Source organism: Mesobacillus campisalis, from assembly GCF_000986785.1.
Taxonomy (GTDB): domain Bacteria; phylum Bacillota; class Bacilli; order Bacillales; family Cytobacillaceae; genus Mesobacillus_B; species Mesobacillus_B campisalis.
In genome coordinates, this window is sequence record NZ_LAYY01000009.1 from 89,134 (window position 1) to 111,803 (window position 22,670).

Genomic DNA, 22,670 nt, shown 5'->3' on the forward strand with positions numbered 1-22,670 from the left:
TTATCACCACATTGAATAAAAAATACCGCATGGGGACGGTTCCCTTGCCTCATAATCGAAAAAAATAACACTTAGAATTCTATTAAAAAAAATAGCTGATGCTGTATTCAAGCTGTAGAAAATCAAGCCAGGCCTGAAATAGCAGCCTGGCTTCTAAAACATTATTTTTTAGCCGAAACACGGTCCAGAGCTGGCGGCTCAATGACCTCATTATCCTCCAGGTAGGAAAGGAATGCAAAACGGTCCACTTCTGCCCTGACAGGATTGGTATAGCCTTTAAATGTTGGATAGCCGTCGTTTCCGCGAATCAGATAGGCAAGTGCAGCTACCCGGTATGAACGGTCAGGATCCAGAACCTTTCCGTTGATGAGGACATCTCCAGGTTCAACCCGCTGTCCAACCGGCTTGGATCCATCATAGGAATATTTCACATTATGCGACACGGCCAGCGGATGGAATTGGGTAGTACCATTTGATTGCGTACGCCATTGCTCCTCGAGAATCTGGTCAATTTGACGTCCTGTCAAGGTGACAACAACAACTGGGTTGGCATAACCATGCGCATTCCACATTTCTCCAAAGAGGATCTGCCCGTCGCTGTCAGAATGATTACTGCCCTTTTTGTACAACAAATCACCTTTTAGCGGGCTGGCTGCTGTCAGCGCAAAATCAGCCGGCTGCCTGGTTTTTATGCCCGCCGTGTAATGAGCATCTGCCGCCAAGTTGGCAAGTGTACTTTCCCCATTCTCGTTGCGGGCCCGGGTTATGTCGCCTGTCAGTTTCGCCACTGGCTGGGCAAACCGTTCATTTCCCCGTTCCGCCCAATAAGTAACCATGCGTTCAATTTCCGGGTCAGGCTGGATATCCCTTGTTACAGCATGGTTATCCGAAGTGGTATGCTCACGGACAACATCCTTTGTAACGGGGTCAATCCACAAGTTCATTTCACTAATCAACCTGCCATGGTTGCTTCCTTCGATAACCGGGCGAGGATTTCCTTCCGGGTCCTCAATGGAACAATTGAAGGATGCATGCCAGTGACCGGTGAAGATGGCATCGATTTCTGCCGAAGCCTCCCTGGCGAAATCGATGACGGGTCCTCTTGGATTGACACATTCATTGTAATAGCCGCTATGGGTTCCCCCTTCATGGACGACTGCAATGATGGTTTCAACCCCAAGATTCTTGAGTTCATTGGTATACTTTTCTGCCGCTTCAAGAAGAGGATCCGCGGTCAGTACTCCTTCCTGGTAGGAGGTGGTTCCCAGTATCGTTTCAGTCGTATTAAGCCCGATAAAGCCCACCGGAATGGTTCCCCCCTGGCCATCCGGGATGTCTTTAATCATATAAGGCTTTAAAATCAGCTGGCCAGATTTGGCATCCCGCATATTGGCGCTTAGGTATTCGAAATCGGAGCCTGAAAACTGCTTGCCTGTCGAGTCCGTGAAGCAGCTATCTACCCCGCGTGTACCAAAGCATTTGCCGTCCATCATATGCTTCCTTAAAAATTCAACGGTTTCGTCCACTTCATGGTTTGCTGCAGCTGTTAATTCAATATCAATAGCGTTGAGGAACTCAATCGTCGGCTCGTCCCGGTGAGCAGCCACTTCAAACGGCCAGCCGCTGAAATTGTCGCCCACTGACAGCCTGACCGAATTTTCCTTTCCCTCGGAAAGTGCATCCAGATGGGAGGCAATATAAGCTCCTCCCCCAACTGTAATCGGCCCGTCAGCTGATGGAATTTTCCCATTGGAATTGTCATTCAATGCTTGCAGATAGCCATGGAAATCTGTGATGCCCAGCAGCTGCAGGCTGACTAGACCCTCTTTCTCAGAGTCTGTCGGCGTCTGCGCATGAACCGAGACGGCGGCTCCACCCGGAACGCCCGGTCCTAAAAGAAACAATAAGCAAAACAAAATAACTACTAGTTTTTTCATATCCATACCCCTCCTTCTATCATTTCCTTTTTATCATAAAAAAAGAATATGAAGTCCACATTAAGGGATGGTTATACAATTAAAAAGATTCAGTAAATAACAAGAAAAGGAAACAAAGAAAAGTGAAGCAGATAAAGAGCAGCATCGTTATGAATCAATAGACTTATTAGTCATTACAGACCCAGCCAAAATTTTATAGATCATGTTTTAATAATGGATAAAGTGGTATATAAAGAAGGCAAGACCAATAAAACATGGAGGGACTGGTTAAATTGAAAGATTTAACGGCGACTTCAAGAGGATTATTGGACACTGCAAAAACTGGGGCATCCTTTGCCGAGATGGCGACCGGAACACTGGTCTTGAATCAATATATTTAGGACCGACACTGCCCTATCAGTCCTGTAAGCAGGACGAAAAAGGTGCGAACCAATGATGGTTTGCACCTTTTTTCTTTGTCAACAGGACCGGCTCAGCGTATTATTATCGAGTCAACTTCGACCAATGTTCAAAGCGGTGAAGGGCGTCCCTTGTCTCGTTTAGGGGTATACTTTTTTCCAGCTCTAATGATCAAGGGAGTGCCGATGAGCGTTGGAAGAAACCAAAAAAGGATCACAGGAATTTCACTTAACACAGGCACTTTGGAAATGTTTACGACGATTGTGGCGGTGATGATGCCAATATATGAACCGAGCATTCCGCCGATGTGCATCCCCATCCAATTCTTCCATCTTCTTTTTGCGGCTGCATATCCCAACAGGGCAAGGGAATAGGAGAAGACCCCAATATAAAAAAGATAGGCACTCTCTTCCCAATGAATGATGGACATCACAATTGCCGAAATAAACACGATAACATAGGCTCCGTGGTAAATCTCTCCTGCTGCAGTATGCCTCCCTCTCTTTTTACTGGAGGCCATTGCAACGAGACCACTGACCAGACAGACTGCACCGGTGTGAATATGTGTGATTAAAAATAAATGAAACAAGCTCCCACCTCCCCTAAATCTGATATGTTAAAACTTTCGCATCCGCTCTGCTGTAAAAAAGCATGAGGACTGCCCCCATGCTCGGAAAATATCGGAGAACTGTCCTCATGCTTATTGTACCGCAGAAATATTGATAATGCGTCCTTCTGCTTCGTACGGGATTGGAGTGGTGAAACTCTTGACAAAATTAATGGTTGCTTGGAGATCTTCCGGCCCTTGGACAGGATTTTCACCGTAGGCACGTAGCTTATATTGGTCTGAATAATGGTCGTACATATAATTGTTGATGGTCAGGCTGTAAGTGGCATTCTGATTGATCGGAGTTCCATCAGGCAATGTTATGTCCGTCACTTTGCCGGTTGCACTGTCCCACTTGTAATGGAAGCCTGCAATGGAGGCATCCGGTCCGTAAGAAGAAATTTGCGCATTCACAATTTCGTCCATTTCCGATCCCTGCACCTCAATTTTGACCAATGTGTTGCCGAATGGCTGGATATTGTACAGTTCTTCCCATGTAATCTCGCCTGCATCCAAGTTGGCACGGATTCCTCCGCCGTTCATCATGGCAAAGTCGCTTTCCATTGCCGCTTTCATTCCGTCTGCAATCAGATTCCCAAGAGAGTTGTCGCCAACGTAATTTTTCGTGATATATCCGCCTTGCATATAGGCGGCTGCCTGACCGATGACCTCATTCAATTTAGGTGCGATTGCCGTGGAGTATTTCTCCAAAATAGCAGAAACCTCAGGGTCGGGAGTGACTCCCTGCTGGATGACATCCACGATTTCTGCTTCTTTTTTAACAATATCCCCTGTTACTCGGTCGATTTCAAGGTCGATGTCTGCAAAGGCCTTTCCATATTCGCCGGCCTGGACAATCAGCTTATTGTCCACTACCGCATTTACCTTTTGATGGTTGTGGGCGGCAACGATGACATCCACCTTATCATTGATTTTGGTTGCGATTTCCGCAATTTCACCTGTTGCCGTTTCACCTGACTGGGTTCCCGGGACGTGTGCCAGAACGATAATGGCTTCCGCTCCGCGCTTGGCCAATTCAGGAACATATTTGTTAATCGCTTCCGCTTCATCCGTAAATTCAACATTTGTGATTCCTTTCGCTACCACCATGTTTGGTGTTTCGGTTGTCGTAACGCCGATGAAGCCGATCTTCTGGCCCTTTACATTTTTAATGTAGTACGGAGGGAGTACCAGTTCCCCGCTGTCCTTGTACACAACATTGGCCGCAACCGTCGGGAAGTCGATTCCGTCATAGTTAGCTGTCCCATCTGGATGTTCACCGCCGTATGTTAAACGAATCAGCTCGTCCATCCCTTCGTCAAACTCGTGGTTTCCAAGAGTCCCTGCATCAAAACCGATGGATTCCATGATTTCAATGGTAGGCTCATCCTGGAACAATGCTGATACAGGCGGGCTTCCTCCCACCATGTCCCCGGAGTGGACGATCAGCGTATTTTCATTGGTTTGTTCACGGTCACGAAGATAGGCAGCAAGGTAAGCAGCGTTTCCATATGTATTGGGGTCATTTTTGGGCTGTTCGCTTACATTCACTTTGCCGTGAAGGTCGTTTACGCTTAACAATTGTACCCTTACATTCTCTTTTTTTGCCAAGCCTGGCGGAACTTTATTTCCATCAGCTAAAGCTGAGCTCCCCATCATGCCGGTCATTAATAGACTGATCGACATGGAAGCTGTCAATACTTTGCGGTTAAACAACGCCATAAATTTTTTCCTCCTGAAAAATCATATAGTATAAGATAAATTGTAAAGTTGATATATTAATAGTTTTTCAAAAGAGGTTTAAGTTTTTGTAAAAAAGAGATAGCAAATACACAGGCAAAGTGTTAGCCTGAAATGACATAGTGTCTTTTACCTATGTAGAGGAGTGAATAGAGTGAATACACTATGATTAGTAAGGCTGAACGCTTACTATTTTTAAAAGAGCTTGGACGTTTAAACGCCGAACTTCAAAAGTGCAACGATGATCAAGTTCGCAATGGTATTCATCAAGACATTCATCTTCTTTTAGAGGCGCTATCTTTGACTGCTAATAACTAGCAGTCTTTTTCATGAAGTTGGAAACCTGTCTAAAACTGGGCGTCCCCCACTGATAAAGGAGTGTATGATCAATTGCACCAAAGAGAAAAAGTGATTGTTATTGGCGGCGGTATGGCAGGCAAGCTGGCCGCACGTGTCCTTTCTGATGTGTTTCAGGAAGTGATCATTTTGGAAAAGGATTCCGAAACGTTGACCCCTGCTCCCAGAAATGGTGTCCCCCAGGGGAAACACATCCATGCCCTGCTCCACGCAGGTGAGCATGGTCTTGAAAAGCTGTTTCCAGGAATTACGGATTGCTTCCATTCAAGTGGCGCGGTGAAAATCAATTCGACGAAAGACCTTGCCTGGTTTCATCACGGCGTGTGGAAGTTCCGCTATGATGGAGGCTATACAACAACCTTGCAGACTCGTCCCCACCTGGAATGGCATATCGATCAACACATACATAAGATTGCAAATATAAAGGTCCTGTATAAGCACTCGGTAACCAGGTATGTCTATCAAGACGAGGAAAATCGGATTGTCGGAGTTGAAGGAACGGATAGCAGCGATTCCAGGTTCACTCTAAACGCTGATCTGGTTGTAGATGCCAGCGGGGCAAGCAGCCTGTCTTCCCGCTGGTTCAAAGCCCACGACATCCATACCCCGACTGATAAAGTTGAAATTGGCTTGACCTATGTCAGCCAGCTGGTTGAGCTTCCGATCGATAAAAATAGAGACTGGGAAATCAAACTATTGTACCCAAATCCACCCGCTGAAAAAATGGGCGGTTCGATTTCAAAAGTCGAGGGGAATCGTTATATAGTCACCTTTATCGGGTATCATGACGAAATTGATGGAAAAGAAATTCTGAAAAATGATAAAGCTTTGCTTGAGCTGGCTCGTAGGCTTCCAAAATCAGATATCCATGAAGAACTGCTAGCGGCAAAGGCTTTGTCTAGTGTGAGCATCTTCCGTGTTCCCCATATTTTATGGAGAAAAGCAGATAAGGCGCAGAATTTGCCTGATGGTCTTTTGCTCATTGGTGACAGCCTTTGCAGGATTGATCCCTTTTTTGGCCAGGGAATGAGCATCGCCGTTTTGGAGGCACTCGCTCTACAGGGCATTTTTCAAAACCAGCAGGGACCTCAACAGAGATCGATTAATGCCTTTCATAAAAAAGCGGGAAAAATCATCGCACCCATCTGGAAAATGGTCCTCACCGAAGATTTTCGATATGCAGCGACGAAAGGCAAGAAACCATTTGGCCTGCCTGTTCTTCAATGGTATGCGAAAAACATTTTTCTCCTATCCGCCGAAAGCCCGAAAATCTATGATTCATTCATCAAAGTCATGAACCTGAAGCGGCCGATGACCATATTGATGCACCCCAAGATACTTCTTCGTGTCCTAAAAAGGACCAAATGAGCAGGGAATTTCCCGCTTCATTTGGTCCTTTGCTACACCCTATTTAAATGCGTATCCTTAAAATGGGTTGGATATTTCAGCCCATACCCCAGCATTCTGTCCATTCCTATATGGGCGGTCCAGATCAAACTGATGGAGATTATCGTCGAGTTGGATAGGAAGATTCCGAGGATGACAAGAATGACCGGTATCGTGTACGTATGGAATAAATTATAGACCCTCGCTCCTGTTTTAGGATTAAATGCATAGCCAACCATCGAAAGGTCAGGCAAAAACAGCAAAACCAAAAATAATACCCAGCTGAATTGAAAAAAAACGTAGAGGTAAACACATAAGGCCAAAACCGCCATTCCCTCTGCATGCAATAGCTTTTTATTCATTCAAATTCCCCCTGTCTAAAGAACTATATTCTTCATTATGAAGGAAATTCCTTTTAAAGCAGAGGGACGGTTCTGCTGCATCATCCATGAACCAGAAAAAGCAGAATGAAACAGCAGAACCGTCCCCTTGCCTCACTGGAAATGAGTCAGCAGAACGCTCCCCACGGTTCCAAAGATAAATAGGAGGGTAACAGCGATGATGGTCATTATGGTGGTGAGCCTTTTTTTGGCGGTAAAATAATGGCTGCTTTCAATGTGTTTCTTCGTCATGGGGTTTGAGTTGAAGATCTTGTCCCAAACGATGGAAATCCACGAGTTTATCATGATGGGAAAACAGACGAGAAGGAAGGCTCTGATCCACAGCGACGGAATAACGATTATTGCCGCCGTGGTGACATTGGTTAAGGCAGCATAACCGCTTATATAGGAAGAATTGCGGATAAAAACCTTGATAAATAATTCGGAAATGCCTGTGACAGGAGTCCGGTATTTAAAAATCCGCTTTGACTTCCGGAATAATAGCGGCTTCTTCCTTCTTGTGACAACCGGTTTTTCAATTTCGGGTGCTGCCGCAAAGACCAGTTTAATCATGCTTGTTTTTCGTTCCTGCTCCATGTCGATTCCAATGTCCAGTGAACTTGCTTTTTGGAGTGCCTTCATACTGAAATAAACCGATGCAGCAAGAATAACACAAGAAACCAGATAAACGAGCAGAAGGTGTCCTGTTTCAAACAAAAAATAGACCAGTTGGCTGAACCAGCTGAAAATCACAAACAGCAGGAAGCCCATCCCGATTTTTTTCATTCGTGATTCATACGTTCTCAAATAATATTTAACCAGCATCAAGCATGCACTCAAGGATATGAAATATCCCAGCAGCGCAAATAGTCCGATGAATTCGAGGTGATAGTGATTAAGTAAAAATGGAAGCAGGATAAGGAAGGCAGATCCTACAGCAAGTGATTGACTGAATAATGAATAGCTGTATCCATATGTTTTCAGCTTCAATAATAGATTGTTCTTTGTAACTAAAAAGACTTTATCCGCCTCTTCCAAATACATATGAATATTCCCTGACCAGGCAATCACATAGAATGCAAAAAACAAGAGAAACAGCGGAAGGTCCATAATCCACGAAGGAGTTTCCTGCCACCATGAACGATAGATCATGGTGCTGATGACCACAGCCGGTATGGCGATATACAACATGACGGTCCAGTCCAGGACCGTTTTCCAGACACCATATTGGAATTTCCAGCCTCTTATTAACCGGCTCCGGAATAGGCTGCTACCTTTCATCCCCATCACCTTCCGCAAGAAAATGGTAGCAATCATACAGCGACCCCTCTGGCAGGCGGCATTGAAGCCGTATTTCTTCCAGCGTACCCTTTGCAACTATCCGTCCATTGCTAATCATAATAAATCGGTTGCAGATTTTTTCGGCCGTATCTAAAACATGTGTGGACATTAGGATTCCGGCTCCCCGTTTTCGTTCTTTTTCAATGGAATCAAGAAACAGTTTCATGGCATCGGGGTCAAGGCCCATGAACGGTTCGTCGATTATGTACAGATACGGATCTGTAATCATGGCTAAAATTAGCATAGCCTTTTGCTGCATCCCCTTTGAATACTTGGATGGAAACTCATGGGCATGGTGTGCTAATTTGTATGTATCGAGCAGAACATCCGCTTTTTTCCTGTATTCCTCTTCATTAAGCTCCTCCACCGCCGCCACAAAATCCAAATGTTCCCAAAGCGTCAATTCATCGTAAAAGAGCGGCCTCTCCGGGATGTAAGCATAATTGCCGCCAGAGCCAAATGCAACAGATCCGTCCATATGCTCAAGCAGCCCCAGGACCGCTTTAATGGTCGTGCTCTTGCCCGCCCCATTAGGCCCAATCAGCCCAACCAGTTCACCCTGCTCAATCCTAAAGGCGATGTCAGTAATGATGCTATCACCTTTTTCATACCCTGCCGATTTAATCTCAATGTTCAATAAAGACATAAGAAAGCCTCCTTCCGAAAAGCAAGAGGAGTTCTCCCGCTTCTCTCAATGTCTGGATGCTTACTATACGTCCAACGGTTGACAAAGGTTTCCAGTTTGTGCAAATAAAGAGGGATAAAAGAAGAGGGGCGGTCCTCCCACCCTGCTGGATGAGGCAGCAGTGAGGCAGCAGAACCGTCCCCATGCTCTATTACCGAATCACTACTGTCACCATTATCATGAGATAGATGCTGAGAACCAGCAAACAGCTAAACAAAAACGAGATGAGTATTGGGGTTTTCTTGAAATACGATAAGACTATGAGTCCCATCGATAGTAGAGATAGGAAAAAGAAGCCTACCGTATTCAGGTTGACAACAAAGCCGATGGAGCTGCCTGCATCGATGATGTCACCGTGGAAGTGCCGGAATAAAGGCGAAACCGCTTCACTGCTCATAAAATTGCCGTGCGGCGGGGATTGCTGTGAGAAAACCGCCGTAATCGTAAAAATGACAACTAAAAGGATGCCCTCCACCCTGACCCCTGGAATCGGATTAAAGGCAGCATCTTTTGACAGCTTATACTTCACAATGACGCCATTCGCCAATGCATAAAAGAGCAGCGGCAGGATGAATAAATGTTTGAGCAATAATCCCTGACCATATGAAACCATCCACGAATGGATATACCCATCCACCAATGTCTCCATCAAAAAAACACCGCTAAGAACAATCGCCGCCAAACATCCGGCAGCGACCGGTGAAAACCAGCTTAAAAATGCGAGCCAATTTTTATCGTTGAGACTGCACCAGCCAACCATAAGCAAGATGCCCACCCAAATGCTTGCAGACGCCAAATGAACAAAATCGCTGACAATTCCTATCACGGAATCAATCGCACCGGCATGGCTCGACCAGGCTACGGTCAAAATCAATCCAAATGTCAGCAAGGCTCCTAAAATTGCAGACATCTTCCTTTCACCAGGCTTTGCCAAAGCAACCAACAGGAACAGCACAATAGAACCGAAAAAGGTAAAATTCCACGCCGTCCCAACTGAATAGGTTGTTAATACGATTTTAAACGATTCAAACAAGCCTAAGCGAGGAGCGATATATAACGTGATATCCAGGACAGGAATGAATGTGAAAACAGGGACCAAAGCGGCACCTACAAGGAGCAGCCGCTTTGGAATGTTCAGGTCAGGACGGTATTTGCCAGGAATAAGCAGGAGGATAAAGCTCCCTGCCAAAACGGAAAAGCATAGATATAAAAGTGCCTGACTTATGATGACGAATATATCCATGGATTACTTCTTTCTTTTAAGCAGGAAGAAGCCGCCTGCCGCAAGAACTGCTAAAAGAACCATAAAAACGTAGCCCATGGAAGATGAACCGCTCTCCTCTGCTTCATCAGCTGTTGCTGCCTCTTCCTGATTTTCTGTACTTTGCTTCTCTGGCTCTGTTCTTTCTTCCTCTGTTGTTTCGGATGGTTCAGTCGTTTCCGCCGGTTCCTCCTCAGCTTCAGAAGCTGGGGCATTTACTGTGAAAGAGAATTCACCCTCCAGTGGATGGCCATCCGCACTGATAATACTCCAATTGACTTGGTATTCATCATTAGCCAGCGGCTCAGCGAAGGTACCTGTCAGTGTCCCCTCCCCGATGGTCAATTCCTGAGGATCAAATTCCTGTCCCCCTGCTGTGGTCACTTCGATAAAACTGCCTTGTTCGATTTGGCCGTCAAATTCAAGGACAATTTCCGTTAATGGCTCGGTTACAACGTCCCCATCCGCCGGAGTGGATCCTTGTAAATGCGAGTGGGCAGACACACTTGCAGAGAATACGATTGCTAGTAAAAGCGCTGCTACTGCAGTAAATATACGTTTCAACATAATTCCTCCTTAAAGTTGTGGTACAGTTTAAAGTGAACTCTTAAATCATTATAAATACTATGGCAATATAAAATAATACCTCGAAAGAGTGATTTGAGGTCAAAATGATTAACACGACCCGAATCGGTGTTAAAATAAAGACACTTACCATTTAGGAAAGGTGTAAAAACTTGAAGTATAAACAAATCAAATGGCTCATTTTAATCATCCCAACGGTTACGATCGCCCTATGGGAATACTTGCGGCATGAGTTTCTCCTTCCTTATATATCGATGGAGCTGGGAAATTATCTGTCTCCTATTTTGGTCTTTATCGTCACACTCGTTTTTTTGCGGCGTTTATTTTCCGTGTTGGAAAGGATGCAGAAAGAGTTGCGATTGGAAAAGGCCAGGAAAGCAGCGCTGATCGAGCGGGAAAAGCTGGCAAGGGAGCTCCATGACGGCATTGCGCAGTCCCTTTTTCTGCTGTCTGTGAAAATGAATAAGTTCGGCAGGAAGAATGACCTGGAGCACAATCCCGATTTCCAAAAAATCAGGCAAACCTTGCAGCACGTTCACGAAGATACCCGCCAAGCAATTACAAACTTAAAATTTATGCCAAATGAAGAACCCTTTAGCTGGACAGAAACGGTCCACCAGTATGTCACCTCATTGAAAAACCAGCATTTAATTGATGTTGACCTACATTGGCGCATTAACGAGGAAACGCTATCCCCAAAAGAAAAAATAGAATTATTCGCCTGTATCAAGGAAGCGGTTATGAATGTGATCAAGCATGCCAAAACCCATGCAATCATGATTCATGCGGAAGAAATAGACAGAGGGTGGATTTGCCAGATAAAAGACCAGGGAGTAGGCTTCACTGAAGAAGTACTCCACTCAAGCAAGGGCTATGGGCTGCAAATCATCAAAGAGAGAGCCAGGGATATGGGGTGGGAATATTCCTTGGAGAGAATAGGGAATGAAACCATCATGACCTTAAAAAAGGAGCAAAAGTAGATGAATCCTTTTCGGATCCTTATTGTGGATGATCACGCCCATGCGAGGGAAGGCATTCGTGAAATATTGGAAGAGTACGAAGACTTCCTGATAATTGGGGAAGCAAAAAATGGTGAAGAAGCGATACAGCTTACCGAACAGCTCATGCCTGATATTATTCTCATGGACATTGAAATGCCCGTCATGGACGGGCTCGAGGCAACCAAAAGAATCAAGCTCACGTTCCCCTATGTGAAAATCGTGATGATTACGGTATCAGATGACATCACCGATTTGTTTGATGCCTTAAAAAAAGGAGCGCAAGGCTATTTGCTAAAGAATTTCCAGTCGGACACATGGATTGAACACTTAAGGGCCTTTGCTTCTGACGAAGTCCCGATGTCGAAGGAAATCGCCTTCCAAATCCTAAAGGAATTCCCCCAAAGCAAAGCGATCAACACAGAAAAAATCCCTTTATCCAGCCGGGAACTGGAGGTACTCAAACTAGTCGCCAAAGGAATGTCCAACAGGGAAATCTCCGAGACCCTCATCATTTCCGAACACACGGTCAAAAGCCATCTAAAAAACATCCTAAGCAAACTTCATCTCGATAACCGCGTGCAGCTCACCAGCTACGCCTACCAGCAAGGCCTGGTGGAGTGAGGCATGGGTACGGTTCTCCTGCATTAAATTAGGCTGCCCCTACTAATTCTTTTGGGTTCTCCCTAAAGCATGAAGTGGGAGTTTTACTGCCGTTAATGCCGGATAAATTGGGAGGTGGACAAAATTTTTTCAAGAAAAATTATTTCGCCTCTATCTCTGGTTCCATATATGCCATTTTGTTAGGACTAATACTGCCGAATCCTTTTGGCGGGGCGATCGCTTCGATACCAAATTATTTATTTGCCGTTGTATCAGTCACGCCAATTTATTTGATGTATAGTTTTCCAGCTATTTTAATTTACGGAGTGTTAGCCTCTATTATTAGTGATAAAATCGGTCAATTTATCTCAGCAAAAATAGAGAATGATAAATCTGAAATATGGATCTCTGGCATTACGCACATAGTTTTTGGTCTAATATTACTATTTTATAGTTTAGGAGCTTCTATCTTGTTTTTTATTACGGATAGAGTTTTACAAAAGAACAATAAAAAATATGAGCTGTTACAAGCAATAAAAAGCTTGGGAATTCCATTAGCGGTGTGGCTAATTTATATGGGGATTGTTTATATCGAACATCTTTTGAACGTTAGTTAAACAGTTTGGAATCTTAATGGTTCCCCATTGAGGTAAGAAAGCACGAGAAAAAAGCCTAATCCAATTGCGGATTAGGCTTTTGATGAAGCAGCTGAACCGGCCCCCTGCTTTATTCCCCAGAGAAGAACTCGATTGGCACTGTTACGAGTTCCGGGATAAAGATTAATAGGAATAGGATGATGACTTCTACAATCAGGAATGGGGTTATAGCCCTAATCAAGCGCTCCATGCTGATTTTACCGGCACCCACAGCGACATTCAAGACGGTTCCAACCGGCGGAGTCAGAAGTCCAATCACATTGTTCAATACAAATAATAGACCGAAATAAACTGGGTTGATTCCTGCTGCTTCGACAACAGGCATTAACACAGGGGTTAAAATCAGGATGGTTGGATTTACGTCCATCGCCATACCTACCAAAATAATGATGATATTAATAACAATCAATAGCAGCAGCGGACGGTCAATTAACGGACTTAAAATCTCGGCAATGTCCTGCGGCACATTTCCTACTGCCATCAGCCATGCCGATACCATCGCCGCAGCAGCCAGCATCATGATGACGCTTGATGTTTTGGCGGAAGAAATCAGGCTCTCCATTACATCTTTTGGCTTCAGGTCTTTGTAAATAAACATTCCGATGATCAAAGCGTATACAACCGCAACTACACCAGCCTCAGTAGGAGTGAAAAATCCGCCTCTAAGACCAACTAGTATACCAACAGGCATCAAAATGGCCCAAACAGCATCCATGCAAGCTTTCGCCATTTCCTTAAAACTTGCGCGAGGCAGGGTTTTCACTTTATCCTTACGCGCAACCCAGGCCCAAACCAGACATAATGCAATGGAGATATAGATTGCCGGGGCAATTCCTGCAATAAATAGATCAGTAACCGAAACACCTGCAGTTACCCCAAAGACAATCATAGGAACAGATGGAGGCATAATTGGCGATACAATGTTACCGCTTGCAATCAACGCCGTAGAACGGCCGCGATCATACCCAGCCTTTGTCATCATTGGAATCAAAATGGCTCCTAATGCTGCCGTCGATGCGACTGCTGAACCTACTAAACTCGCGAATAATAAAATAGCTAAAATGGATACATATCCTAGTCCGCCGCGAATATGGCCAACAAGTGCAATAGCTGCGCGGACGATCCTAATCGTCAGGCCTCCGCGGTTCATTAAATCACCGGCTAAAATAAAGAACGGAATTGCCATTAAAGCAAAGCTGTCAGCACCAACAAACAGATTCTGCGAAATAATCTGGGTATCAAAATCCCCAAGGAAAAACATCATGAAGACACCGCTTAACAACAATGCAAAGGCAATTGGCATCCCTAACGCCATTGCACCGATCAGACTTGCTAAAAACACTCCCATTGTCATTGCCCATTCCCCCTTAGCTGCTCAATTTTTCTCCAGTATTGGATAGATTGTCACCACTCATCTCTTCGACAAGTTCCTCCTCTTCGGATTCATGAAGAGTAACAAGTCCATCAATGATTGATGGATCTTTTATCACCTTGATGATGTTCGCGATACAATTGATTCCAATACACACCGCCGTCAGGATCATGATGCTGTAAATAACCGATAATGGTATTCCCGTAGCGGCAGCCCTTGCCTCCACACTCTGGACAACCATCGTATAAGTCCCCTGGACAAGCATCACCATGACAACAAGAATTAACGTCTGATTCAGGAAATAGGCAGCTATTTTCCCCTTATGCGGCAAGCGGCGGACAATAATATCCATTCCTAGATGGGAATTCGATCGCATGGCACCAATTGCACCAATAAACGTAATAAACACAAACAAATATCGGGCAAGTTCCTCGGACCAAACGAGCCCCGAGTTAAACACAGACCGTAATATGACATTTATAAAGACGAATCCTACCATCAATGCCATCATAATTCCTAATAAATAATCTACATTTTTGAAAAGCTTATCCAAAAACCTGGACATAATCCTTCCCCCTTGTTCGGAAACAAATTCTCCCTACTCAACAGCCTGAATACGCTTAATCAAATCTTCCGCCCAATCATACTTTTCATAAAGTACCTCGTACACTGGTTCCATCGCCTGGACTAATTTCTCTCGGTCCTCCTCGGTAGGAACCACATATGTCAGACCTTGTTCCTCCAGAAACTTCCGGTCGGCTTCGAGACTGTCCTGGTATAAATCCCAGCTTTTATCAGACGTTGCGTCTGCAACCTTCTGGAAAATTTCCTTTTCTTCCTCCGTCAGCGTCTCCCAAAACTCATTGGACATTAGCAATTCAATTGAGGAGACCATATGGTTTGACTCATAAATATAATCCTGGACGTTATACCAGCCTTCCTGTCTAACCGTTGAAATCGGATTGTCCTGGCCGTCAACGACATTTTGCTCCAAGGCGGTAAATACCTCCCCCAAATCCATGATTTGTGCATTCGCTCCGAGAGACTGTGCCACCTGGACGTGGATCGGATTGTTTGGCATTCTCAATTTAAGTCCCTTAAAATCTTCTATAGAGTTAATTGGTTTGCTGGAACTGAAAACGCGTGCGCCATTTGGATGCCATGATAAAAATTGAAGCGGCTCCTGTGATTCCAGATTCTCCGCGATATACTCCCCGACTTCCCCCTGGTATACTTTTCTCGCATGCTCAACATCCCTGAAAATAAAAGGAAAGTCGGGAGTCGACATCATCGGAACTTCGCTCCACATAACGGTGCCGACTGCTATCGCTTCTACAATTCCGCTACGGGTAAAATCATATAATTGCTTTTCTCCGCCTATCTGTCCGGAATGATAGATTTCCACATTGTACTTTCCATCTGTCCTTTTTTCGATTTCCGGCTCAAATACCTCCATCAAGGCAACACTCACCGGATGGGCAGCAGCAAATGGTGTACCCACTTTCACCAAAGTACTTTTGCCTGCACCTGCAACATTCGAGCTGCATCCTGAAAGTGCAGCCATTCCTGTGAGCAATGCAACCCCCATTAAACCCTTTAAGAATTTCTTTTTCATCCCTTATTCCCCCCATCGCCTAACTCAGTTTGAAGCGCTGTCATTTTTATTGAAATGGACTGTTATCTAACCCTGCTTGCTTTATCGGGAGCAGAATACAGGGGTCTGGCCCCCATATTCCGAACTTTCAAACAACTACACACCTGAATAGGCCATAAATCCGCCATCGACTGGTACGGTAATCCCTGTGACGAAACCTGAACATGACTCATCCACAAGCCAAATCAGCGTTCCAAGAAGGTCTTCAGGTGTTCCAAAACGTTTCATCGGTGTATGCGCAATAATTTTGTTCGAACGTCCCGTAAGTGATCCATCCTCTTTCAATAATAGATTGCGATTTTGCTTAGTTAAGAAAAAGCCTGGTGAAATGCTGTTCACTCGCAAGCCTGTTTCAGCAAAGTGGACAGCCATCCACATCGTAAAATTGTTGATGGCACTTTTGGCTGCACTATAGGCAGGCACCTTTGTCATCGGGGAATACGAACTCATGGATGAGATATTGATAATCACCGGAGCTTCCTGAGCCAATAGGGCTTCACCAAACACCTGGCTTGCAAGGAATGTCCCCGTAAAGTTGCTCGCAAATACCTGTGAAAAACCAGCTTCATCCAGGTCAAAGAAAGTCTTGCCATCCACTTTTTCACCATAGGTTTCATTTGCTGTAATGGCGTCAGGGTGGTTTCCTCCGGCACCATTTATTAAAATGTCAATCCTGCCAAATTGCTCAATAATGGCCTCTCTTGCCTTTACCAACGAAGCACGGTCAAGTACATCCGCAGCCAAAGCAATGGCACTCCCGCCATTTGAGCGGATTTCTTCCGCGACCGCTTCCCCTTTTTCAGCCGTACGGTTTAAGATGGCGACTTTAACTCTGTGCCTTGAAAGTTCCCGGCACATTTCTGAACATAAAACACCACTTCCTCCTGTAACCACGGCCACTCTTCCAGTTAACTTTTCATGAATAGGTATCATTGTACGTTCTCCTTTCTGCTAGTTAGATAGGCATCCCACAAGCCATTCAAATACATGATCCCTAGTGCCCGATCGTACAGTCCGTAGCCCGGCCGGCAGGCTTCATCCCAAATATGCCTGCCATGGTCCGGCCTTACATACCCTTCGTAATCTTGCTCAGCCAACTCTTTAACCACCCCAGCAAGGTCAATCGACCCATCAGCAGTATAGTGGGATGTTTCAATGAAATCCCCATTATCAAATATTTTCACATTGCGAAGATGGGAAAATGGACAAAACTTTGCATAATTCTTCGCAAGGGACACCATATCATTTTTCGGATTGGCACCCATGGATCCTGTGCAAAAGGTAATTCCATTTGCCGGAGAATCCGAAATGGACAACAGCTTTTTCCAACTTTCTCCCCCTGTCATGATCCTCGGAAGGCCAAACAGGCTCCATGGCGGATCGTCCGGATGGATGGCCATTTTGATGCCGCACTCTTCACAGACTGGAAGAATTTCCAGCAGGAAGTAACGAAGGTTGTCCCAGAGAGTCTCCTCATCCATCTCTTTATACGCCTCAAACAATTCCTTTGTGGTTGCCAATTTTTCAGGCTCCCACCCAGCTAGCGTCATTTTGGAAGAAGCGCTCGCAAAAGATGCGACGAGTTCGTCCGGTCCGAGCGAATCAAGATTTGCCTTCTCATAAAATAAAGCAGTAGAACCATCCGGAAGCGGGTGAAACAGATCAGTACGGATCCAGTCAAAAACAGGCATGAAATTATAGCAAATCACTTTAACGTTAAATTCACTTAAATTTCGGATCGTTTTCTTGTAATTCTCAATATAGTAACCCCGGTTTTCATCGCCTAACTTGATCGATTCATGGACGTTCACACTTTCCACTACCTCTGTGTGAAAGCCATAGGATTGGATATATTCGACTTCTTCACATATTTCATTTTTTGTCCATACTTCGCCAACCTGTTTTTTATGAAGAGCCCAGACAATTCCTTTTACATTTGGTATCTGCCTGATTTGTTCCAGGGATACGGTATCATTATCCCTTCCATACCAGCGAAATGTCATGTTCATATAAAGGCACCTACTTATTTGGATAACTTTTTTCTCTTACTCAAAAACGATCAGAGCTTTTCTTACAAAATCAGGGTTGTTCTCGACAAAGGAAAAAGCTTCCTGAACCTTACTTAATGCAAATTTATGAGTAATCAGGCCATTTTCCTTTAGCTGGTTTTTATTGAGGAGAGAAACCACTTTTTCAAATTGGAAAGTTTGAAGGCGGGAGCCAACAATCGTTAATTCCTTCTTTGTGATTGGCAATTGCGGAATTTGCGACGAACGCTCGTCAAACCCGAGCACTACAACGGTACCTGCAGCAGAGGCGACTTTGACACCCAGCTCAAAGGTAGACGGGAGGCAGACGGCATCAATGACAACATTGGCCCCTTCGCCTTTTGTTAGCTCCATAATCTTCTCTTCAATTGATTCGCTTCCGGCATTGATGACATGGTCGGCGCCGTCTTCCTGCGCAAAGGCAAGACGTTCTGCTTTTAAATCCGACATGATGACGGTTGCTCCTGCAAGCTTAGCCATTTTCAGGACACAAATACCGATCGGTCCGGAACCCTGAATGAAAACAGTATCTCCTTCTTCCACATTCCCGCGCCATACAGCCTGGGCGCCAATCGTGTACGGTTCTGTGAGCACGATTTCGTCCCAGTCCAGAGAGGAATCAACTGCATGAAGCTGATTTTCAGGGAGAACAATAAATTCACGCATTCCTCCGTCTTCATGGACTCCAAATACACTTAACTCTTTACACACGTTCGGCCTCCCTTTGCGGCATGCATAACACTTCCCGCAATAGCGGATCGGCTCTACGACAACATGATCGCCAGGCTGCAGGCTGGTTACAGCTTCGCCAACAGACACAACTTCCCCGGCCACCTCATGGCCTACCACCCGCGGATAGGTTGCAAGCGGATTGGTGCCATGATATATATGCATATCCGATCCGCAGATTCCCACTCGCTTAATGCGGACAAGCACTTCATTAGGAGAGCTGATGTCCGGTTTCTCCACATCTTCTAAAACAATCTCCATTGGTTTTGGAATACGTACAGCTTTCATTAAAAAACACTCCTGTTCATCTAATAATCCTTGCAGCACATGCCGATAGCCTAGCTATTTTGTGTTATGAAAAGCCATTTTTAGCAGAAGCTTCACACAGATTCTCTTTCTATTAATGTTGGGGGATACCGGAAGACTTGATATTCTTTCTTCAATTCCGGATTTCCAATTAAACCGATCATCATATTGGCCGTATCGATTCCCATCTGGGAGTTTGGCTGTGCGACAACGGTTATGGCCGGACTGGAAGCCGCTAAAAATGGTGAGTCATCCATCGTTATAACGCTTACATCTTCGGGTATGTGAATGCTGTGTTCTTTTAAAAAGAGTAATAAATTAAGTGCGGCCATTCCGTTAATGGCAAAAAAGGCATTTGGACGGGCCTCTTCATCTTGCCAAAGCGATTGCAATTGCTGGTTAATTCCATCAGAGTCTCCTGTGATAATCCACTTCTCATTTACATGCAATCCATTATGGAATAAAGCTTTTTTGTACCCGCCAATCCGCTCAATTCGCGGGGTGATTCCACTTTCAATCGATTGGCCCACAAGACAAATTTTTGTTCTGCCCCTTTTGATGAAGCGCTCGACAGCCAGTTCGGACGTTTTGTCATTATCCAGCATAAACGTCGGAAACAGAACAGGTTCAACTTTTCTGTCAATAAACACTACCGGGAATTGGGCTTTTTTCAACTGTTTATACAGCTCCCTGTTTCCCATTGTCGGAAAAATAATTAATCCGTCTACCTGTTTGGCCATCAGCATTGTAATATAGGCTTGCTCTTTTTCCGGATTGTCATCTGCATTGCATACGAATATATGAAAATCATTTTGGTTGCAGGTATCCTCTATGACTCTGATTATTTCAGTTGTAAAAGAATGAAGCATATTCGCGACGATGACCCCGATGGTGGCTGTTTTCTTTTGCTTTAAACTTTTTGCCACATAGTTCGGAACATATCCAAGTTCCTCGATGGCATTCTCAATTCTTTCCTTCGTTGCCGGCGCCATATATTCATAACGATTGTTTATGTATTGGGAAACCGTGCTTTTGGAAACCCCCGCCTTGTCAGCAACATCTTTCATGGTAATTTTTTTCATTCTTCATCTCACTCCTAAACCGGTTTAGTAAACCGGTTTATCAAAATTATAGGTGAAAACACTTTCATTGGCAATCCCCTAATTAAACTTTTTTGAAAATTGAACCAAAGGTTATCCTTCTCCATTTTGAAAAGGCGTGTACACATATTGCCAAGGGAATGCACAAGAAGCGCTCCTGCCTCACTTTCCAAACGATTGGTCTTACGGAAAAGTTGCTGTCAGCTAACTTTGTTTCTTATGCTCTATTAATTTTTACCTGCTCAAAAACGTTGCTGTAGACCCACTCGCATCGCGAATGCTAAGGTAGGTAGGCAGTGTTTTTTTAGGAGGATAACTTGAGATGGAAGAACAAAAATACAAGGATTTAAAGCTTGGGGAACGCGGTGCCATGATCAGCATCCTGGCATACCTCATCCTCTCCTGCCTAAAATTGTTGATTGGCTATATGAGTAACTCTGCCGCACTGAGAGCAGATGGACTGAATAATACAACCGATATCATCGCGTCCATTGCCGTCCTGATCGGGCTGAGGCTATCTCAAAGGCCCCCTGATGAGAACCACGGTTATGGACACTGGAAAAGTGAAACCATTGCATCCATGGTGGCATCCTTCATTATGGCCGCAGTCGGGTTACAGGTATTGCTGGAAGCTGTCACATCACTCGTACACGGCGGGTCTGAGACGCCGGATGTCGTTGCTGCTTATGTGGCTCTTTTTTCTGCCGTGGCGATGTATTTCGTCTACCGGTACAATAAAAAATTAGCCCTGCGGATCAACAGCGGTTCCGTCATGGCAGCCGCTAAGGACAATTTGTCCGATGCATGGGTCAGCATTGGGGCAGCCGTAGGGATATTCGGCTCACAGTTGAACATGCCCTGGCTCGACACCGTAACCGCCACAGTTGTAGGAATCCTTATTTGTAAAACCGCATGGGATATTTTCAGGCAGGCTTCCCTCGAACTTTCCGATGGTTTTGATGTGACAAAGCTCGACTTATACAAGGAAATCGTCATAAATGTAAAAGGGGTGAAAGGAATCAAGGAAATCAAGGGGCGGAACTATGGCAATAATGAAGTGATCGATTGTGTGATTTTAGTAGATTCCACACTCGGAATAAAAGAAGCACATGACATTGCCACGCACGTAGAAAAAATCATGATCGATGAGCATGGAGTGTATAACGTCCATGTCCATGTCGAACCAAAATGAAGCATGGGGAACCGTTCCCCATGCTTCATTTTTCTGCCGAATTAGTGACCATGCACCAAGGATGAAGCAGGAGAACCGTCCCCGTGCTCTACAACGGTAGTGGGTCAATACTTTGGTCGTTTGGTGTTAAATCGATTCCATAGTCTTTTGCAAAGACCATATATGTATCGTCCAGTACGTTTTCTTTGTTTTCATCCAGGTTGAAGACTCTGGCTCCTCGCAGTCTATTTTTTTCTGCTCCGGAAAGCCCATAGGCACCGAACCCGCAATTGCCTGCATATCCGAGCATGACGCCATAATAATTCCCTGCGTAGGTATTGATATGGTCATGTCCGCAGAAAACGCCCTTTACATCGCCGCGGTGGAGGATGGCGGAAAACATGCCGCTATTGACTGGGCCCGGGCATTCATCTTCATTTCTTTCTCCAACGATATTATGCTTTTTGACAGCAATCTCATGCCTTTCTGCTGACATTTCCTCTTTGCCGGCAAACCACATATAGCGATGTTCCCATAACGGAATATGCATGAACATCAGGGACGGGATTTTGCGATTAAACCGCTTTTCCAATTTCATGGACGTTTCGTAATACCAATTTACCTGGTCAAAGCGGAGCCAGTCCCAGTAAGGATAGCCTTCAAAATCCTGACCGGCGATTTGGTCTGGAGCATATCTTCCGCTGTCAAGCAGCCATAGGTTGAACGCAGGCGCCGTTCCCTTGGAATTATTAATAAGCAGGTGCGAATTACCTGTTCCTGTAATTCCTTTCTCGCCAGGCTGGTTCATATTATGCGGATAGGACATATAGATTTTCAGCATCTCCGCCTCATCCAGGCCGTTTTTCGGAGTGGAATCTTCATCATGATTTCCGTATGTAATTGCCCAATGAATTTTCCTTTGCTCCATTGGCTGGGCCAGATTGTTAATCGCCTGTTTCAATTCCAATGGAGTATCCGGCCCGCTTGCCAGCATGTCGCCATTGATGACAACGAAATCCGGCTTTTCGGAATCAAGGACCTTTTCCATCAGCTCAACGGTTCTGCGGTCAATCCGTTCATCATCCTGCGGGTCATTAAACTGCACAATTTTGAACTTGCCATTACGATTGAATTTCAGTTTGGCCTTTTGATGGTCACTGGCCAGTGCGGTCGTACTGCCGAATAAATCTCCAGGCAATCCGGTGGATGCGAGTGTTAAGGCGAGTGTGCTCATCCCGCCAATTTTGATAAAATCTCTTCGATCCATCCCTTTATTTCTCTCTGTCACGTACAATACCTCCCAATCATTCTGTTACAGCAGCCATCGGTGTCAGTCCTTCTGATTTTTCCCCGAG

General features: G+C 44.9%; 21 protein-coding genes. 5 read left to right on the forward strand and 16 right to left on the reverse strand.

The window, feature by feature from the left end; genetic code table 11:
* Positions 1-161: 161 nt before the first annotated feature.
* From WQ57_RS10175 to WQ57_RS10185, 3 genes are all read right to left on the reverse strand, one after another.
* The gene (locus WQ57_RS10175; protein WP_052948714.1) at positions 162-1,937 is read right to left on the reverse strand and encodes a bifunctional metallophosphatase/5'-nucleotidase; all 1,776 of its coding nucleotides are present in this window, start codon (positions 1,935-1,937) and stop codon (positions 162-164) included.
* Between the two features lie 508 nt (positions 1,938-2,445).
* Positions 2,446-2,925 carry a hypothetical protein gene (locus WQ57_RS10180; RefSeq protein WP_046523643.1) on the reverse strand — a complete coding sequence of 160 codons (480 nt, stop codon included), beginning with the start codon at positions 2,923-2,925 and terminating at the stop codon, positions 2,446-2,448.
* 111 nt (positions 2,926-3,036) lie between these two features.
* Positions 3,037-4,665, reverse strand: coding sequence for a bifunctional metallophosphatase/5'-nucleotidase (locus tag WQ57_RS10185; protein ID WP_052948716.1), 1,629 nt, complete (start codon positions 4,663-4,665; stop codon positions 3,037-3,039).
* Between the two features lie 408 nt (positions 4,666-5,073).
* Between WQ57_RS10185 and WQ57_RS10190 the strand changes: the two genes are divergently transcribed.
* Positions 5,074-6,408, forward strand: coding sequence for an FAD-dependent oxidoreductase (locus WQ57_RS10190; RefSeq protein WP_052948718.1), 1,335 nt, complete (start codon positions 5,074-5,076; stop codon positions 6,406-6,408).
* A 32-nt stretch (positions 6,409-6,440) separates the two neighbouring features.
* On the opposite strand, the gene WQ57_RS10195 is transcribed toward WQ57_RS10190, so the two are convergent.
* The 5 genes from WQ57_RS10195 to WQ57_RS10215 form a co-directional block, all read right to left on the reverse strand.
* Positions 6,441-6,788, reverse strand: coding sequence for a DUF4260 domain-containing protein (locus WQ57_RS10195; RefSeq protein WP_046523644.1), 348 nt, complete (start codon positions 6,786-6,788; stop codon positions 6,441-6,443).
* Between the two features lie 132 nt (positions 6,789-6,920).
* Complete coding sequence (locus tag WQ57_RS10200; RefSeq protein ID WP_084820243.1) at positions 6,921-8,123, reverse strand: ABC transporter permease; 1,203 nt, start codon at positions 8,121-8,123, stop codon at positions 6,921-6,923.
* The gene (locus WQ57_RS10205; protein WP_046523646.1) at positions 8,077-8,793 is read right to left on the reverse strand and encodes an ABC transporter ATP-binding protein; all 717 of its coding nucleotides are present in this window, start codon (positions 8,791-8,793) and stop codon (positions 8,077-8,079) included. The genes WQ57_RS10200 and WQ57_RS10205 overlap by 47 nt, the downstream gene beginning before the upstream one ends.
* A gap of 190 nt (positions 8,794-8,983) precedes the next feature.
* The gene (locus tag WQ57_RS10210) at positions 8,984-10,075 is read right to left on the reverse strand and encodes a copper resistance D family protein (RefSeq protein WP_046523647.1); all 1,092 of its coding nucleotides are present in this window, start codon (positions 10,073-10,075) and stop codon (positions 8,984-8,986) included.
* A 3-nt stretch (positions 10,076-10,078) separates the two neighbouring features.
* A complete protein-coding gene (locus WQ57_RS10215) occupies positions 10,079-10,660 on the reverse strand; it encodes a copper resistance CopC family protein (RefSeq protein WP_046523648.1) in 582 nt (193 codons plus the stop codon).
* 170 nt (positions 10,661-10,830) lie between these two features.
* On the opposite strand from WQ57_RS10215, the gene WQ57_RS10220 reads away from it, so the two are divergent.
* The 3 genes from WQ57_RS10220 to WQ57_RS10230 all read left to right on the forward strand — a co-directional run bounded on the left by WQ57_RS10220 (position 10,831) and on the right by WQ57_RS10230 (position 12,896).
* A complete protein-coding gene (locus WQ57_RS10220; RefSeq protein ID WP_046523649.1) occupies positions 10,831-11,658 on the forward strand; it encodes a sensor histidine kinase in 828 nt (275 codons plus the stop codon).
* Complete coding sequence (locus tag WQ57_RS10225) at positions 11,659-12,300, forward strand: response regulator (protein ID WP_046523650.1); 642 nt, start codon at positions 11,659-11,661, stop codon at positions 12,298-12,300.
* A 95-nt stretch (positions 12,301-12,395) separates the two neighbouring features.
* On the forward strand, positions 12,396-12,896 hold the full coding sequence (locus tag WQ57_RS10230) for a hypothetical protein (RefSeq protein ID WP_052948719.1): 501 nt from the start codon (positions 12,396-12,398) through the stop codon (positions 12,894-12,896).
* A gap of 109 nt (positions 12,897-13,005) precedes the next feature.
* Here the strand turns inward: WQ57_RS10230 and WQ57_RS10235 are convergent, their stop codons facing one another.
* The 7 genes from WQ57_RS10235 to WQ57_RS10265 all read right to left on the reverse strand — a co-directional run bounded on the left by WQ57_RS10235 (position 13,006) and on the right by WQ57_RS10265 (position 20,126).
* A complete protein-coding gene (locus tag WQ57_RS10235; protein ID WP_046523651.1) occupies positions 13,006-14,289 on the reverse strand; it encodes a TRAP transporter large permease in 1,284 nt (427 codons plus the stop codon).
* Positions 14,290-14,302: 13 nt separating this feature from the next.
* On the reverse strand, positions 14,303-14,872 hold the full coding sequence (locus WQ57_RS10240; protein ID WP_046523652.1) for a TRAP transporter small permease: 570 nt from the start codon (positions 14,870-14,872) through the stop codon (positions 14,303-14,305).
* A 33-nt stretch (positions 14,873-14,905) separates the two neighbouring features.
* Positions 14,906-15,922 carry a TRAP transporter substrate-binding protein gene (locus WQ57_RS10245; RefSeq protein ID WP_046523653.1) on the reverse strand — a complete coding sequence of 339 codons (1,017 nt, stop codon included), beginning with the start codon at positions 15,920-15,922 and terminating at the stop codon, positions 14,906-14,908.
* A gap of 135 nt (positions 15,923-16,057) precedes the next feature.
* Positions 16,058-16,894: an SDR family oxidoreductase gene (locus WQ57_RS10250; protein ID WP_046523654.1), complete on the reverse strand. Its 837-nt coding sequence runs from the start codon at positions 16,892-16,894 to the stop codon at positions 16,058-16,060.
* A complete protein-coding gene (uxuA, locus tag WQ57_RS10255; RefSeq protein WP_046523655.1) occupies positions 16,891-17,970 on the reverse strand; it encodes a mannonate dehydratase in 1,080 nt (359 codons plus the stop codon). Before uxuA ends, WQ57_RS10250 begins: the two co-directional genes overlap by 4 nt.
* A gap of 36 nt (positions 17,971-18,006) precedes the next feature.
* Positions 18,007-19,026 (reverse strand): zinc-binding alcohol dehydrogenase family protein, encoded by a 1,020-nt coding sequence (locus WQ57_RS10260; RefSeq protein WP_046523656.1) that lies wholly within the window; start codon positions 19,024-19,026, stop codon positions 18,007-18,009.
* Between the two features lie 92 nt (positions 19,027-19,118).
* Positions 19,119-20,126, reverse strand: a complete 1,008-nt coding sequence (locus WQ57_RS10265) for a LacI family DNA-binding transcriptional regulator (protein ID WP_046523657.1) — start codon at positions 20,124-20,126, stop codon at positions 19,119-19,121.
* A 340-nt stretch (positions 20,127-20,466) separates the two neighbouring features.
* Here WQ57_RS10265 and WQ57_RS10270 point away from each other — a divergent pair, with 340 nt between their 5' ends.
* A complete protein-coding gene (locus WQ57_RS10270; RefSeq protein WP_046523658.1) occupies positions 20,467-21,336 on the forward strand; it encodes a cation diffusion facilitator family transporter in 870 nt (289 codons plus the stop codon).
* Positions 21,337-21,424: 88 nt separating this feature from the next.
* On the opposite strand, the gene WQ57_RS10275 is transcribed toward WQ57_RS10270, so the two are convergent.
* Complete coding sequence (locus tag WQ57_RS10275; RefSeq protein WP_241481515.1) at positions 21,425-22,603, reverse strand: metallophosphoesterase family protein; 1,179 nt, start codon at positions 22,601-22,603, stop codon at positions 21,425-21,427.
* Positions 22,604-22,670 lie beyond the last annotated feature (67 nt).